Source organism: Rhizobium sophoriradicis, from assembly GCF_025200795.1.
GTDB classification, from domain to species: Bacteria; Pseudomonadota; Alphaproteobacteria; order Rhizobiales; family Rhizobiaceae; genus Rhizobium; species Rhizobium sophoriradicis.
The window spans coordinates 618,340-633,847 of sequence record NZ_CP104153.1 but is presented as its reverse complement, the minus strand read 5'-3'; the positions used below and the strand labels follow the sequence as shown (position 1 = coordinate 633,847).

Here is a 15,508-nt window from a genome sequence, read left to right as displayed (position 1 = left end):
TTTCTTGTCACGTTCACGGCGCTGCCGCGCAAGCGAGCGACATGAAGTATGGCAGACAGGCCGCCGGCGCGCTGCCACGGTGGTAGAAGGACTGAAATCCTCTGGGATCACCGGATCGTTATCCGGAAGATATCCAGATGGATCGAAAGGAGGTTCTGTAGCCTAAACCAGCTCTTTTCGCAGCAGATCTACGGATTGCGGCGGGCGATGACGAGAGCGGCACGACAAGGCAAGCCCTATCGTACTCACTCTCTCCTCGATCCAGTCTGTCCCCGCCTATCTGCGAAATTCGAACACCGCCGGTTGCGGCGAGTGAATGCCGGACTGCAGAGGAGGCAGGCCGGAGGAAAGCATTGCCATCGGCTGCATCGGCTGCAGATCGAGGCATTCAACAAATGGGAGGAATCCATGAGCAAGAATAGAGGCGTCGTTTATTTAAGGCCGGGCAAGGTCGAAGTTCGCGACATCGACGACCCGAAGCTGGAAGCGCCCGACGGCCGCCGCATCGAACACGGCGTCATTCTGAAAGTGATCTCGACCAACATCTGCGGCTCCGACCAGCACATGGTCCGCGGTCGCACGACGGCGATGCCTGGCCTGGTCCTCGGTCACGAAATCACCGGCGAGATCATCGAGAAGGGGATCGACGTCGAGATGCTCGACATCGGCGATATCGTCTCGGTGCCGTTCAATGTCGCCTGCGGCCGTTGCCGCTGCTGCAAGTCCCAGGATACCGGCGTCTGCCTGACGGTCAACCCGGCCCGCGCCGGTGGTGCTTACGGCTATGTCGACATGGGTGGCTGGATCGGTGGACAGGCACGCTATGTCACCATCCCCTACGCCGATTTCAACCTGCTGAAAATACCGGATCGCGACAAGGCAATGGCGAAGATCCGCGATCTCACCATGCTCTCCGATATTCTGCCGACCGGCTTCCATGGCGCCGTGCGCGCCGGCGTCGGCGTCGGCTCGACGGTCTACATCGCCGGCGCCGGCCCTGTCGGCCTTGCAGCGGCTGCTTCCGCCCGTATCCTCGGCGCTGCGGTCGTCATGATCGGTGATTTCAACAAGGACCGCCTGGCACATGCGGCCAAGGTTGGCTTCGAACCGATCGACCTTTCCAAGAGCGACCGTCTAGGCGACATGATCGCTGAGGTCGTCGGCAGCAACGAGGTGGACAGCGCCATCGACGCCGTCGGCTTCGAGGCCCGCGGCCATTCGGGCGGCGAACAGCCGGCGATCGTGCTCAACCAGATGATGGAGATCACCCGCGCCGCAGGCTCGATCGGCATTCCCGGCCTCTACGTCACCGAGGATCCTGGCGCCGTCGACAATGCCGCCAAACACGGCAACCTTTCGCTTCGCTTCGGCCTCGGCTGGGCCAAGGCGCAGTCCTTCCACACCGGCCAGACGCCGGTGCTCAAATACAATCGCCAGCTCATGCAAGCGATCCTCCACGACCGCCTGCCGATCGCCGACATCGTCAACGCCAAGGTCATCCCGCTCGACGAAGCCGTCCAGGGATATGAGAGCTTCGACCATGGCGCGGCGACGAAGTTTGTTCTCGACCCGCACGGAGAGGTCGCGAAAGCCGCCTGACGATAAAGCATATCGCGCAAAAGCGTGCAGCGGGCGCGCTTTTGCTCCTTGTTCTTATGTATGTCGTTGTCCCGGAACCGCTGCACACTTCCGGGCGACATGCATCAGGCACCAAAACGGAGATGGCCGGGAAGAACCGGCCATCTCGCATCAATCACGTAAATTCTGTAGCCTTCTACTCGATGCTGAACGGGAAATATTTGGCATTGATCATGTCATAAGTCCCGTCTTCCTTGATCGCCTTCAACGCCTCGTTCAGGCGTGCAAGACGCTCCTTGTCGTCCAGACGCACCGCAATCCCGGCACCTTCACCAAAATAAGTGACGTCGACCAGATCCGGCCCCTTGAATGCGCAGCAGGTTCCCGCCTTCGTATTGGCGATCCAGTCGTAAATGGCGAGCTTATCCTCAAGGATAATGTCGACGCGCCCGTCCGACAGGCCTTTGTACAATTCTGGAGACGACCGGAATACCGTCTTCTTCATGTCGGGATAGAAATGGTTGGCGTAAGATTCCTGCGCCGTCGAAGAGGTCACCCCGAGTTTTTTACCACTGAGGGCGGCGGGGCTGACGTCGCTGATCGGCGAATCCTTCCGAGCGATGAACACTGACGGACTGTTGTAGTATTTCTCGGTGAAAGCGACTTTCTGGCGCCGCTCCAGGCTCATCGACATCGATGAGATGATCGCGTCGTATTTTCCTGCAATAAGATCGGGGATCATGTCGTCCCACTTCTCGATGATGAATTGGCATTCGAATTTGCCGGTCTCGCAGAGGGCATTGGCAATATCGATGTCGAAACCCTGAAGTTTGTTGTTCGCGTCGAGATAGTTGAAGGGCGGAAACGCACCTTCGACGGCGACTCTCATCGGCATTGGCTCTTGCGCGGCCACCGGCAGCGGCGAGACCGCAGCCAAAACGACAGCCACCCCGCCCACCATCAGCGCTCCGCGCAATAAAGTCTGTATGGATATTCGCAACATCGCCGGAACCCCCTGGGCGTGATCGATTTCGCCCCATAGTGCGCCGCAGCCTTTAATTCTACGTGAACGCTTATTTGTTAGCGTTGACGAATGCGCCCGTATCGTGGTGTCCAGGGGTCCAGGCTTGCACATCGTTGTTCCTTCCAGCTCCAACACGTTTCAGAAGTCCTGGATCGCCTCGGGAAGAATTCTCTTTCTGATCGCCATCAGCGGGCTCGGAGCGATTGGACTCGTCGTGCTATCGGCGCTCTGGGCGGGAACCGAAAGCGACGCTGCGGCCCTTGATCGCCAGCGTCAGCTGGTGAATGCCCGCCTGCGCGAACAGGTCGATCAGGTCGCCCATGTCATCGGTCAGTTCGGCAACGGCTATCTCGCCCGCGTTTATCCCGCGTCCCGGTCGGCAGGGGTTTCCTCCAGCCTCGATACGGTTCTGACCGGGGCGGCCGGCAGCGCAATCAGCGAAACCGCAATGTCCGCCTTCGGATACGATCAGGCCTTTGTCGTCGACGAGAAGGCTCAGCTCAGCATGCTGACCGACGCGAAAACCGAAAAACGCTATCGGTGGATGAAACCTCTCTTTTTGCCGCTCCTTAAAGACAGCCGTCTTACGGCAAGCCAAAGCCCGACTTTCAGCGACCGAATGCCATCCTCGCTGGAAAGCCGTCGGGCGAGCGCGGTTCGCCCCAACCATGCGCTCGCCAATCTGATGCGGCTGGAGGGCCGGCCGACGATCGTTGGCATCGTCGCCATCAACGAAGCGCCCCAGGGCCAGCCGCAGCCGATGCGGCAATTCCTGATCGTCGTGCGGTTTCTCGATGGTGCGGCCCTCGACGAACTGAGCCGGCAACAGGGCCTCAACGGAGCCCGCTTTGCCCGCACGGCCGATCCCGACGAAAATGAGGTCGCGTTCCAAATCGACGCGACGGCAAATGGTGAACCGATCGGCTTCATCGTGTGGCGACCCGATCTTCCAGGTTCACGGGTGATCGGCCGATTGATGCCGGCGCTTTCGATTGCCGCCCTGGTGATCGCCGTGCTGCTTTCGGTGCTGCTGGTACGGCTGCGGAGCAGTCTCGGCGAATTGAAGAGAAGCGAGCTGCATGCAAGGCAGCTTGCCTTGCATGACGTGCTGACCGACCTTCCAAACCGCGCTTTGTTCGCTATGCGGTTCGAGGAATGTCTGACCGACACGCGGCATTCGACCGAGCGCTCAGCCGTAGCACTTCTCGACCTCGACCGCTTCAAAGCCGTGAACGACACGTTCGGCCATGCCGCCGGTGATGAACTCATCAGGATGGCCGCGGAGCGGATCCGGTCCGTCCTTCGCCCTGATGACACGCTCGCCCGGCTCGGGGGCGACGAATTTGCCCTGCTTCTGCGGGACATCAAAAATGACGATCAAATCCTGCTGTCCATATGCGACGCGATCGTCGCCGAACTTGGCAGGCCCTTCCCGCTTCTGAGGGGCGAAGCGGTCGCCCGGGTTGGCGGCTCGATCGGCATCACCATCGTGCCGGACGCCGGACGAAATGCCGATGACCTCATGCGTTATGCCGACGTCGCGCTTTACGAGGCAAAGATGGGCGGGAGAGGCCAGTGGCGCGTCTATTCCCCGTCCATGGACGGCGGCAGAAACGCGCGCGACATTCTCAAGAACGAATTGCGCGAAGTCCTGGCCCAAGGCACGGCCGCTGACGGTTCGAAACCCGGCCTCGGTAGCGGCAAGCCTGACTTCGGATCGCTTGAGGTCTATTACCAGACGGTGCATCGCGCCGAGGGCGGATATACAGCCTCGGGCGCTGAGGCTCTCGTGCGCTGGCGCCACAGTCAGCGCGGACTGCTGACGCCTGCGAGCTTCATCCCAGTGGCCGAAGAGGGCGGCCTCATCGACGCTCTCGGTTTCTGGGTCTTGCGGGAAGCCTGCAAAGCCGCCTGCAAATGGCCGGAAGACACCTTCGTGGCGGTCAACGTGTCGCCGGCTCAGCTGAGAAGACCAAACTTCGCCGAGGAAGTCTTTGCCGTGCTTGAAGAGACCGGCCTACCGCCATCCCGCCTCGAGCTCGAGCTCACCGAGTCCTCGCTGATCGAGGATAATTCGGATGTCTATACGGTCCTGAAATCGCTGCGCAGCCGGGGCATTCAAATTTCTCTCGATGATTTCGGCACCGGCTTTTCGTGCCTCAGCCACCTGGTGCGTTTCGACATCGACCGCATCAAGATCGATCGTTCCTTCGTCTCGCAGCTCGGCGCAAAAGCCAACGGTGCGGCGATCATCGGCGCGATCGTCACCCTCAGCCGCAACCTCGGCATCTCGACGACGGCGGAAGGGGTCGAAACCGAATATCAGCGCGACTTCCTCACGGCCCTCGGCTGCACCGATCTCCAAGGCTATTTCTTCTCCAAACCGGTTCCTCTTCGCGAACTCGACTGCTTCGCCAAGTTGGAAAACAGCGCCGGGTCACGGACGATCGCCTCAGGAGCCATCGCCTAGAGAGCCGCTGATCTTCATCTGTCGGGAACTTTCGTTCCGGGCAGCGGTTGACGCCCGAAACGAACGGAGAATGTGATGGGCGGGATCGGCGAGTGGCGGCATCTTTGCGTCGACATGCAGCGCATGTTTGCCGAAGAGACCCCGTGGCACGTGCCCTGGATGGTTCGGATCTCTCCACAGATCGAGGAACTTGCCGGCCGGCATCCTTCCCGGACGATATTTACCCGCTTCGTGCCGCCGCAGCATCCGGACGCGATGCCGGGAAAATGGCGCGACTATTACCAGAAATGGTGGATGATGACGGGCGAGCATCTCCCGCGCGAGTTCGTCGAACTGGCCTCCTCGCTAGCCTCGCTTGTTCCGCCGGCGCGAACCTTCGACAAATGCACCTATTCGCCCTGGATCGACGGCCGCTTTCATACACTCCTTCAGTCGGAGCGGGTCGACACCCTTGTGATCACCGGCGGGGAGACGGATGTCTGCGTGCTTGCGACGACGCTCGGTGCCATCGATCTCGCCTATCGTGTCATCGTGCTGAAGGACGCCGTCTGCAGCAGCGCCGACGACACTTATGACGCGTCGCTGGAACTGCTACACGATCGGTTTTCCGTCCAGCTGGAACTCATGGAGACCGAGGAATTTCTGAGTGGCATCGGCTGAGGAGCGTGTATTTCGATCTCCTTGCTCTTGGAACCCGCTCACGGCCCATCCGAGCATTGACCGATCAAACTCAGCCGAACCTCTCGAAGGCTCACTGCGGATCTTGGCTAGCGGCTCGCTTCTCGTCTTCAGCTTCTTCCAGCGCTGCGCTCAAGAGTTGAAGCGCGAACTCCTTTGCGGCCTTTTCGTCCTCCGTACATAGCTTCAACGGGGCGCACCTTTCCTTCAGATTGCGAATGAGCTTTCGGCGAAGCCTGGAAACCAGATGCGAATCTGTTTTTGCAATAAGCTCCTGCAGGCAGGTGACGGCAACCACTTCGAACATCAAAAGCCTGCCCTCGACTTCGCCTTGCGAAGGAATGGGGAACCGCTCACCGCCCCGCTTTAGATCTCGCTCCGTCGAAAGCATCTACAGCCTCCAAACCGATGATAAGCCTGATCGATGAAATCACATATCGAAAGTTCTCGGCCGCTCCTCCCGCCGTCGCTTGAGGAACTGTAGGCGATGTTCAAGGACGGCTTAGGAGCAATGTGCTCTCGGATCATTGCCGACGCCGCGCAGCCCGCGCGCTTATCGGGCGACCTGACGTCGACAAGAAGCGGCTGCTCAATCTCGCCGCAGCGTCTTGCCGGACTCCGCGTCAAACAGATGAAGCTTACCCGGCCGAGCGGCTATCGTCACGACCTGACCCGGCTGGAAATCGTGCCGTTCGGACAGCACGGCGACAAGCTCCCCGGAGCCGTAGCGCAGAAACACCATCGTCTCGTGGCCGGTGGGTTCGGTGACGGTGACGGTCGCGCTCAAGCCGCTTGGGCCGAGCGACAGATGTTCCGGGCGCACGCCGAGCAGCACAGTCTGCCCGTCGGTCGCTTCCGGCGTGAAACCAAGCGCAATTTCGTCTCCCGTCTCGGTGACGAAGGACGCACCATCGGCCTTGTAGCGGCCTTTCAGCAGATTCATCGACGGCGAGCCGATGAAGGTCGCCACGAATGTATTGCGGGGTCGATCGTAGAGCTGCAGGGGCGTTCCGGTCTGTTCGACCTTGCCGCCCTGCATGACAACGATCTTGTCGGCCATGGTCATCGCTTCGACCTGGTCATGAGTGACATAGATCGTCGTGGTTCTCAGCCGTTGGTGGAGCTCCTTGATCTCCTTGCGCATCTGCACGCGCAGCTTGGCGTCGAGGTTCGACAGCGGCTCGTCGAACAGGAAGACTTGCGGCGACCTGACGATGGCGCGCCCCATCGCGACGCGCTGCCGCTGGCCGCCGGAAAGCTGGCGCGGATAGCGGTCGAGATAGGGCACGAGGTCGAGCGTTTCGGCCGCCGCCTGCAGGCGCTGTTTAATAACGTCGGCCGGCTGCTTCTGCAGGCGCAGTGCAAAGACCATGTTTTCGGCAACGGTCTTGTGCGGATAGAGCGCGTAGCTCTGGAAGACCATCGCAATGTCACGGTCCTTAGGCGGCAGATTGTTGACGATCTTTCCGCCGATCGAAATGGTGCCGCCGGTGATGCTTTCGAGACCGGCGACCATGCGCAGCAACGTCGACTTGCCGCAACCGGACGGACCGACCAGCACCACAAACTCGCCGTCGCGAATTTCGATATCGACGCCGTGCAGGATATTTAGGGCGCCGTACGCCTTGCGCGCCTCCGAAATATTGACCTCAGCCATATGCCTCCCAATCGCTTTCCGGCCACCCACGGGCCGATCCCGAGGGATAAAAATCTCTCGACAATATCCGCGGCATCAAGCTTGAGAAACCCGCCTCCTGCCGCTGCTCGAGATACCGCCGAACCTCCTCCATGAAACGTTTCATTTTATGTTGACTTTTCCCGCTTGCCGTCTAATGCTCGATGACGAGACCGAGAGGAGCGGTTTCAAACAGGAATATGAAACGTTTCATTTTCCTGTTTACCAGATAGTTCTGCACGAGACCAGTCCCAAAATCGGACCGGGTCCAGTTCGGCAAGACCGACTGGCGGCAGCGCACAACGTGGAGGAGGAAGACATGAAAGTCGAAATTTACGATGCATTGATGCGCCGTCAGGCAAGCCGCCGTGACGTCCTGCGCGGAACGGCAAGTGCAGCGGCTCTGCTCGGCCTATCAGGCGCAATGGGCGGAATTGCCGGCACCGCCTTCGCCGCCGATGATCTGCGCGCCCAGATCCTGCAGATCCCCGGCGTCGGCAAGGGCTCGCCGACGGATGCAGACTGGCAGAAGGTCGGCGAGCTCTGCCTCGGTCCGACCAAGGCCAACGTCAAGCAGGGCGAATTCGCCGGTGTCGAGCTGACCTTCATGGGGCTCAACAACCAGAACCTTCACAACTTCCTGTTCCGCGGTTTCCTGAAGCCGTGGGAAGCCTATACCGGCGCCAAGATCAACTGGATCGACCTTGCGCAAGCGGACTACAATGCCCGCCTTCAACAGTCGATCGCCACCGGCACAGTTGATTACGATATTCTGGAAATGGGCGCGCCCTTCGAAGGCGACACCGCCGGGCGAGGGCTTTTGGACGAGATGCCGGACTGGGCTGCAAAGCAGATCGAAGCCGACGACCTGGTGAACTACCTAAAGCCCCCGGTCGGCACCTGGGACGGCAAGACCTACCGCGTCACAATAGACGGCGATTGCCACACCTTCGCCTATCGTAAGGATTACTTCGGCGAAGGCTCGATCAGCGGCATGACCGAGCCGCCGAAGACCTGGCAGGACGTCAACGCGGCGTCCAAGGCGCTGATCGGCAAAACCGATCCGCTGACCGGCCAGCCGGCCTACGGTTATCTCGACCCGCTCAAGGGCTGGGGCGGTTTCGGCTTTTATTTCATCGAGAACCGCGCGACCGCCTATGCCAAATATCCGGGCGACCCGGCGTGGTTGTTCGACCCCGAAAACATGAAGCCGCTGGTCAACAACCCCGCCTGGGTCCAGGCGATCCAGGATGTGCTGGATCTGATCGCCGCCAAGGCCTATCCGGCCGATCAGATCAATGCGGATCCTAACACAACGGCCTTCTCGCAGTTCCTGGCCGGCACCGGCGCAATGCTGATGTGGTGGGGCGACGTCGGCTCCAGCGCGCGCACTTCGGACTCCTCAGTTGTCGGCGATGTGGTCGGCTTCGGCATCAACCGCGGCTCCAACCGGGTCTACAACCGCAAGACCGGACAATGGGAAGAAAAGTATAACGAAGCGCCTAATATGGCCTATCTCGGCTGGGGCATCTACGTCACCAAGCGGGTCTCCAGTGACGAGAAGAAGCGCAAGGCGGCCTGGTCTGCGGCAGCCCATCTCGGCGGCAAGGATCTGTCGCTTTGGACCTCGGCCTATCCCTCGGGATTCCAGCCCTATCGTCAGTCCAACTTCAACTACGACGAATGGGAAAAGGCTGGTTACGACCGCGCCTTTGTCGAGGACTATCTAGGTTCGAACGCCGACAGCTATAACCACCCAAATGCTGCGATCGAACCGCGCATCCCCGGCATCTTCCAGTATTACTCCGTTGCCGAGGACGAATTGGCAAAGGGTTTTGCCGGACAGTACAAGTCGGCACAGGAGACCGCGGATGCGATTGCGGCCGCCTGGGAAAAGATCACCGACCAGATCGGCCGTGACAGCCAGCTGAAACTCTATCGGGCGAGCCTCGGGCTCTGACCCTCTGACCAAACGCGCCGGCGGACCGAAAGCGATCCGCCGGCGCCTTTTCTATCCGGGCGAGGAATATCATGTCGACAGTCGAAGGCGACCTGCTGCACACGGTCGAAGCCGGCTCCATTTCCGCGAGCCGCCGTTTCTGGGGTCGCGCGGCTCTGTGGCTCAGCGCCGCATGGTTCATAACATCCTTTGTCTTGCAGGGTGCCCATGAGCTGGGCTGGACCGAATGGGGTTTTGCGAACTGGCGACCCGTCCTCTATGCGTACTTCCTCTGGGCCGCGGTTCTTTGCGTCACGCGCGTGGTCATTTACGGCGAGGCCGGCAAGAAGGCGCTTTTTGTGCTGCCGGCCGCGCTTTTCGTCGTGTCGATGGTGGTGTTTCCACTGCTCTTTGCGCTCTGGATCGGCTTTTCCGATTGGAACCTCGCATCTTCTGCCGGGCGGCGTTTTAACGGGCTCGACAATGTGCGACGGATGATCGCCGATCCGTTCTATGCCAACGCCTTGCTCAACATGATCCTTTATTCCCTGGCGATTGCAGTCGAATACGCGATCGCCTTCGGCCTGGCGCTGCTCCTCAATCAGGAAATTCTTGCCCGGAAGTTCTGGCGGGTCACCTTCCTCGTACCTTTGATGCTGTCGCCGGTCGCGGTGAGCTGGATGGTCGGCAAATCGATGCTGGAGACCCGTTTCGGCCCGATCGCGCGCCTGGCCCGCTGGCTCGGCTGGGAAAACCCTTCCTTTTTCGGCGATCCGCTGACGGCGCGGCTTTCGGTCATGATCATGGATGCCTGGACCTTCATTCCGTTCATGATGATCATGCTGCTTGCCGGACTGCAGGCTCTGTCACGCGAGGTGCTGGAAGCGGCCGAAGTCGACGGCGCCACCAAGTGGCAGCGCTTCTGGCAAGTCATTTTCCCGCTCATGCTGCCGGTGTCGGTCACGGCGGTGATGATCCGCATTATCTTCAAGCTCAAGCTCGCCGACATCATCATCACGGTGACATCGGGAGGCCCGGGCGGGGCGACCGATTCCGTTACCAGTTTCATCTATCGCGAATACCGCGACCGTTCGAATGTCGGCTACGGGACGCTGCTCGCGCTCGTCTATCTGGTGATCATCGTCGTCGGGATGACGGGGCTGATGAAGATTTCCGACCGTATCGTCAAGCGGATGACAGGAAGGCTCTGATGGTTCGCATCGATCTCGAAAAATACGGGCGGGGCCAGCGCATTCGCTGGTGGGCCATGCGTTTTGCCGTCTACGGCCTGCTCATCATCTGGGCATGTGTCTGCATCTTCCCGCTGTTCTGGACGGTTTCGACCTCGTTCAAGACGGCGGCGGATGTCATGCGCGGCAATCTGATCCCCTGGTTCAATTTTACGCCCAGCTGGCTCGGCTGGCGTTCGCTCGGGCTCTCTCCCGATACCATCTCGCAGATATCGACGGTGCGCGACGAATTCATGCGCCGGCTCTGGAATAGCGTCATCATCTCGGTCACGGCATCGGCCCTTGCGGTCGTGCTCGGATCGCTGGCCGCCTATGGGCTCAGCCGCTTTTCCTACAAGTTCGGCCATATGCGCAATTCCGACATCTCCTTTTTCTTCCTGTCGCAGCTCATCATGCCGCCGGTCGTCCTCGCCCTGCCATTCCTGGTTCTCTACAAGGAACTGGCGCTGCTCGACACTTATGCCGGCATGATCGCCGTCTATACGCTGATGGTTCTGCCGATCGTCGTCTGGATCATGCGCGACCAGTTCGCCACGATACCGGTAGAGCTCGAAGAGGCAGCTCTGGTCGATGGCCTGTCGGTCTGGGGCGCGTTTGCCCGCATCATCGTGCCGCTGGTTCTGCCGGGCATGGTCGCCGCCTTCCTGCTGGCGCTGATCCTGTGCTGGAACGAATATTTCTTCGCCGCGCTGCTGACCTCCACCAACACCAACACGCTGCCGGTGATGATCGCCAGCCAGACAGGCAGCCAGGGCATCAACTGGTGGTCGATGGCTGCCCTTTCCACCGCCGGGATCCTGCCGCTGGTCGTCGTCGGCGTTGTGCTGGAAAAGCATATCATCGCTGGGATGACCGCAGGCGCCGTAAAATAGCTGCGGGATGTTGGAAATGGCGAAGATGCCGACAGTCAAGGACGTTGCCGAACATGCGGGCGTATCCGTGGGCACCGTTTCGCGCGTGTTGTCGGGCGAAGCCGCGGTCAAACCGATGCTGCGCGAAAAGGTCAACGACGCCATTTCGGCGCTTGGTTACCGGCCGAACGTCACCGCAAGAGCGCTGCGCACCAGCAGAACCGACGTCATCGGCCTCGTCGTTCCCGACATCACCAATCCCTTCTTTGCGCAGCTTGCGGCAAGCGTCGAGCGTGCGGCGCTCGAATGCGGTCACAGCCTGATGCTGGCAAGCTCGCATGACGACAGCGAGGCGGAGCAGAGCCACGTTTCGGCCTTTCTCGACCGGTCGGTGCGCGGCATCATCGTCGTGGCTTCGAGCGACGGTTCGGGTCTTGATCTGCCGGCTTCGGTCCCGGTCATATCGCTCGACCGGCGCTTCGGCACCTTTCCCCTGGTGTCGACCAACCATGCGCAAGCGGCCACCCTGATTGCCGATCATCTTTATGGGCTGGGGCACCGGCGCATTGCCTATATTGCCGGGCCGACCGACACCGAAGCCGGGCGCATGCGCAAGGAGGCCTTCGTCAGCCGCATGGACGGGTTCGCCAAGACCGGCGAGGCCGTTGACCTGGAAATCGTCTACGGCAGATTCGACTACGAGTCCGGCGAAAGAATTGCCCGTAACCTGCTTTCGCGCCGGGCGCAGGACCGGCCGACGGCGATCGCGGCCGCCAGCGACCAGCAGGCTATCGGCGCACTACGCGCGGCGCGCGACCTCAAGATCGACGTGCCGCGAAAACTGTCGGTCACAGGTTTCGATGACATTTCGCTCGCCAATCTCGTGGTGCCGCGACTGACCACCATACGCCAGCCGGCCGACATGCTGGCACGGCGCGCGGTCAGCCTTCTGCTGGAGGAGCCGCCGGGCACGGCAGACGAAATGGTCGACGGATCGCTGATCGTGCGCGGTTCCAGCGGCCCATGCCCGCAACCGAAGCCAGATATCACAGGGCATACCAATTGAAGCACGGCCGGTGCTCCGGCCACGAGAAAAGGATGGAAGATCAATGCTCAAGGGAATCAGGGCCGAACTCAACGGCGACATTCTTCAAGCACTTTGCAATATGGGGCACGGCGACTATCTCGTCATCTCCGACATGAATTTTCCATCGGATTCGATCGCCCGCCAGACGCGTCTCGGTAAATTGCTGACCATGGAGAACATTCCTGCGCCGCAGGCAATTGAGGCGATCTTGTCGGTCTTGCCCCTGGACACACCGATCCAGCCGTCGGTGGGCCGTATGGAAGTGATCGGCAAGCCGGATGAAATTCCGCCGATTCAGCAGGAAGTTCAGGCGATTGTCGACCGCGCCGAAGGCAAGCCCTCGCCGATGTATCCCGTCGAACGCATGGCCTTCTACGACATCGCCAAGAAGGCCTATTGCGTGATCGCAACGGGGGAATTGCGGTTTTACGGCTGCTTCCTTCTGACCAAGGGCGTCATTCCAGCGGAGGAAGCTCGGAGATGAGCGAGAAAAGCGGGATCGTCATTCTCGGCATTTTTGCCGCCGACACCGCCTATAAGGCGAAGCGTCTGCCCCATATCGGTGAGACGCTGATGGGTTCCGGTTTCACGCTCGGGCCGGGAGGCAAAGGGTCCAATCAGGCAATTGCGGCGGCAAAGGCCGGCGGCAAGGTGACCTTCATTTCAAGGGTCGGCAACGACCCGTTCGGCGAGATGGCGCTTTCAGCCTATGCGGAGGCGGGCGTCAAAGCCAATGTCATGAAGATGGACGGCGTTTCGTCAGGCGCCGCCTTCATCTTCGTCGACGAGGTGAGCGGCGACAATGCCATCATCGTCGCGCCGGGTGCGGCGGGCCTCATCGGCATCGAGGATGTCGATGCGAACCGGGCCGAGATCAAAAGCGCCGCCATCTTCATGACTCAGCTCGAACAGCCGCTCGAGGCGGCCATCCATGGACTGTCGATCGCCAAAAGGGCAGGGGCCACGACGATCTTCAACCCTGCGCCCGCACGCACGATCCCAGACAGCATCTACGCTCTGTGTGATTTCATCGTCCCCAATGAAGTCGAAGCAGCGGAATTGGTGGGCCATGCTATCGAAACCGATGAGCAGGCAGGTGCAGCGGCTCGCACACTGGTCGATCGGGGGGCGCGAGCAGTGATCATCACTCTCGGCGCGCGCGGGGCCTACTATCACGCCGCCGGGCAGAGCGAATTCGTCCCTGCATTTCGGGCGGGAAATGTCGTCGACACGACGGGAGCCGGGGACGCTTTCCTCGGCGGCTTCGCAACGGCGATTTCCGAAGGATACGCACCGATCGAGGCCATCCGCTTCGGCTGTGCGACCGCAGCGATCGCCGTGACACGGCCGGGCACTGCGCCCGCCATGCCTTCAAGGTCCGAGATCGACGCCTTGCTGCGTTCCTCCTAATTCAGGACCGCGCGCTGGAACCGGCGAGGGTGACTTCGCCGTTGTCTTCACCGTCCCAGTATTGGATAGAGGACGCCGACACCTTGATCAGCACGATGCCAGGCGTGTCGATCCCTTCCGGGAACCAGCGCTTGAGATCGGCAACCCAGTGTTCTTCGAAGGCGGCCCTTTCTCGCACCAGCGATGCAACGCCTTCAATCGCAATGAAGATTCCAGGCTTGCCAAGCAGGCTTGGGGGAGCCGTGAACGTCAGCGACACGTCCTTGTTGCTTTCGATCTCTGCAATCTTCCGGGTTTCCTCGTAGGAGAAGAACCAGGAGTCGCCATCATACTCGACGTCGCCGTTATTGCTCATCGGCCGGCTTGAGATACGGCCGGATCCGGCATTCGTCGAGAACATGCAGAAGTCGATCTTCTTCAGGTGCGAAGAGAGGTCTTCGAGTGTCATGGACGCCATTGTCATCTCCCATGTTTGAATGTGGGGAAGTAGCGTGCAAGCTCACTGATTGTTCCGGCAAGGCGTGATCGGCGGGGCATCTGACGTCCAGTTCTACGTCGAATGCGAAAGCTCGCTGCCGTCTTCGCCGATCTGATGCGCCATGTTACGACAGAACGGAGCACACAAGCTCACGGCATCTGAGCGCCTCTCGTAGCCAGGTATATCGAATAAACCGAGCAGGTGGCCGCGATGAACAGACGGTTACGCCTGGGCCCCCCGAAGGTGAGGTTCGCGACAGCCTGAGGCACGCGTATTTTGCCGATCAGATTTCCCGTCGTGTCGAAGCAATGCACGCCATCGGCCGCACTCGACCAGAGGTTACCCTCCACGTCAGTGCGGATTCCGTCCGGAATGCCATTGTCGATCTGACAAAAAACGCGGCCGTTGGCCAGCCTGCTGCCGCCGACGACGTCGAAGGCGCGAATGTGACGCGGCAGGTGTTCATCGTGGCTTGCTGCCGAATCCGCGACATAGAGAACCGTCTCATCCGGCGAAAAGGCGAGGCCATTCGGCTGAGTGAAATCCTTAGCGACGGCAGCAAGCTCGCCGGTCGCCGAATCGAGCCGGTAAACGTTGCGGGTCGCCTGCTCCGGCTCGGCCTGAAACCCCTCATAGTCGGACATGATACCGTAGGTCGGATCGGTAAACCAGATCGTGCCGTCTGACTTCACCACCACATCATTCGGCGAATTGAGCGGCGCGCCTTCAAAACGGTCGGCAAGCACGGTGATCGAGCCGTCGATCTCGGTGCGCGTTACCCGGCGCGCGCCATGTTCGCAGGAGATCAGCCGCCCCTGCCGGTCGCGCGTATGGCCATTGGCGAAGTTGGACGGCTGACGATAGACAGAGACGCCGCCCTCGGGCGTCCACCGCAGCATGCGCTGGTTGGGAATATCGCTCCACAGAAGCTGATTCGCATCGTTGAACCAGACGGGACCCTCCGCCCAGCGGCAGCCGGAATAGAGTTCGTCGAGGCCGGCGCTCGTCACAATCATCTGCCGGAAGCGCGGGTCGTGAATTTCGTAGATGCTGGCCTCTGCCATGATG

The 15,508-nt window shown here is 60.6% G+C and carries 14 protein-coding genes; 9 read left to right on the top strand and 5 right to left on the bottom strand.

Features of this window, described 5'->3' with window-relative positions; translation table 11 throughout:
- The first annotated feature begins 408 nt into the window (after positions 1-408).
- Positions 409-1,599, top strand: coding sequence for a formaldehyde dehydrogenase, glutathione-independent (gene fdhA, locus N2597_RS24920; RefSeq protein WP_004674667.1), 1,191 nt, complete (start codon positions 409-411; stop codon positions 1,597-1,599).
- A 175-nt stretch (positions 1,600-1,774) separates the two neighbouring features.
- Here fdhA and N2597_RS24915 read toward each other — a convergent pair whose 3' ends face one another.
- Positions 1,775-2,581, bottom strand: coding sequence for an ABC transporter substrate-binding protein (locus N2597_RS24915; RefSeq protein ID WP_040113013.1), 807 nt, complete (start codon positions 2,579-2,581; stop codon positions 1,775-1,777).
- Between the two features lie 124 nt (positions 2,582-2,705).
- Between N2597_RS24915 and N2597_RS24910 the strand changes: the two genes are divergently transcribed.
- Both N2597_RS24910 and N2597_RS24905 read left to right on the top strand, forming a co-directional pair.
- Positions 2,706-5,072: a putative bifunctional diguanylate cyclase/phosphodiesterase gene (locus N2597_RS24910; RefSeq protein WP_040143074.1), complete on the top strand. Its 2,367-nt coding sequence runs from the start codon at positions 2,706-2,708 to the stop codon at positions 5,070-5,072.
- A gap of 75 nt (positions 5,073-5,147) precedes the next feature.
- Positions 5,148-5,732: a cysteine hydrolase family protein gene (locus N2597_RS24905; RefSeq protein ID WP_040113011.1), complete on the top strand. Its 585-nt coding sequence runs from the start codon at positions 5,148-5,150 to the stop codon at positions 5,730-5,732.
- A gap of 91 nt (positions 5,733-5,823) precedes the next feature.
- Here the strand turns inward: N2597_RS24905 and N2597_RS24900 are convergent, their stop codons facing one another.
- Both N2597_RS24900 and N2597_RS24895 read right to left on the bottom strand, forming a co-directional pair.
- Positions 5,824-6,141, bottom strand: a complete 318-nt coding sequence (locus tag N2597_RS24900; RefSeq protein ID WP_010054050.1) for a hypothetical protein — start codon at positions 6,139-6,141, stop codon at positions 5,824-5,826.
- 198 nt (positions 6,142-6,339) lie between these two features.
- Positions 6,340-7,407, bottom strand: a complete 1,068-nt coding sequence (locus N2597_RS24895; protein ID WP_040143072.1) for an ABC transporter ATP-binding protein — start codon at positions 7,405-7,407, stop codon at positions 6,340-6,342.
- 337 nt (positions 7,408-7,744) lie between these two features.
- Between N2597_RS24895 and N2597_RS24890 the strand changes: the two genes are divergently transcribed.
- The 6 genes from N2597_RS24890 (at position 7,745) to rbsK (ending at position 13,962) form a co-directional block, all read left to right on the top strand.
- Positions 7,745-9,385, top strand: a complete 1,641-nt coding sequence (locus N2597_RS24890) for an extracellular solute-binding protein (RefSeq protein ID WP_183595972.1) — start codon at positions 7,745-7,747, stop codon at positions 9,383-9,385.
- Positions 9,386-9,456: 71 nt separating this feature from the next.
- Positions 9,457-10,575, top strand: a complete 1,119-nt coding sequence (locus tag N2597_RS24885; protein ID WP_040113008.1) for a carbohydrate ABC transporter permease — start codon at positions 9,457-9,459, stop codon at positions 10,573-10,575.
- Complete coding sequence (locus N2597_RS24880; RefSeq protein WP_040113007.1) at positions 10,575-11,486, top strand: carbohydrate ABC transporter permease; 912 nt, start codon at positions 10,575-10,577, stop codon at positions 11,484-11,486. Before N2597_RS24885 ends, N2597_RS24880 begins: the two co-directional genes overlap by 1 nt.
- Before the next feature lie 16 nt (positions 11,487-11,502).
- Entirely contained in the window at positions 11,503-12,531 is a 1,029-nt protein-coding gene (locus tag N2597_RS24875) for a LacI family DNA-binding transcriptional regulator (protein ID WP_040143069.1), read from the top strand.
- 43 nt (positions 12,532-12,574) lie between these two features.
- On the top strand, positions 12,575-13,036 hold the full coding sequence (locus N2597_RS24870; RefSeq protein WP_009990172.1) for an RbsD/FucU family protein: 462 nt from the start codon (positions 12,575-12,577) through the stop codon (positions 13,034-13,036).
- Positions 13,033-13,962 (top strand): ribokinase, encoded by a 930-nt coding sequence (gene rbsK / locus N2597_RS24865; protein ID WP_010042076.1) that lies wholly within the window; start codon positions 13,033-13,035, stop codon positions 13,960-13,962. The genes N2597_RS24870 and rbsK overlap by 4 nt, the downstream gene beginning before the upstream one ends.
- 1 nt (position 13,963) lies before the next feature.
- On the opposite strand, the gene N2597_RS24860 is transcribed toward rbsK, so the two are convergent.
- Positions 13,964-14,419 (bottom strand): pyridoxamine 5'-phosphate oxidase family protein, encoded by a 456-nt coding sequence (locus N2597_RS24860; protein ID WP_040143067.1) that lies wholly within the window; start codon positions 14,417-14,419, stop codon positions 13,964-13,966.
- A gap of 170 nt (positions 14,420-14,589) precedes the next feature.
- Positions 14,590-15,504 (bottom strand): SMP-30/gluconolactonase/LRE family protein, encoded by a 915-nt coding sequence (locus N2597_RS24855; protein ID WP_040143064.1) that lies wholly within the window; start codon positions 15,502-15,504, stop codon positions 14,590-14,592.
- Positions 15,505-15,508 lie beyond the last annotated feature (4 nt).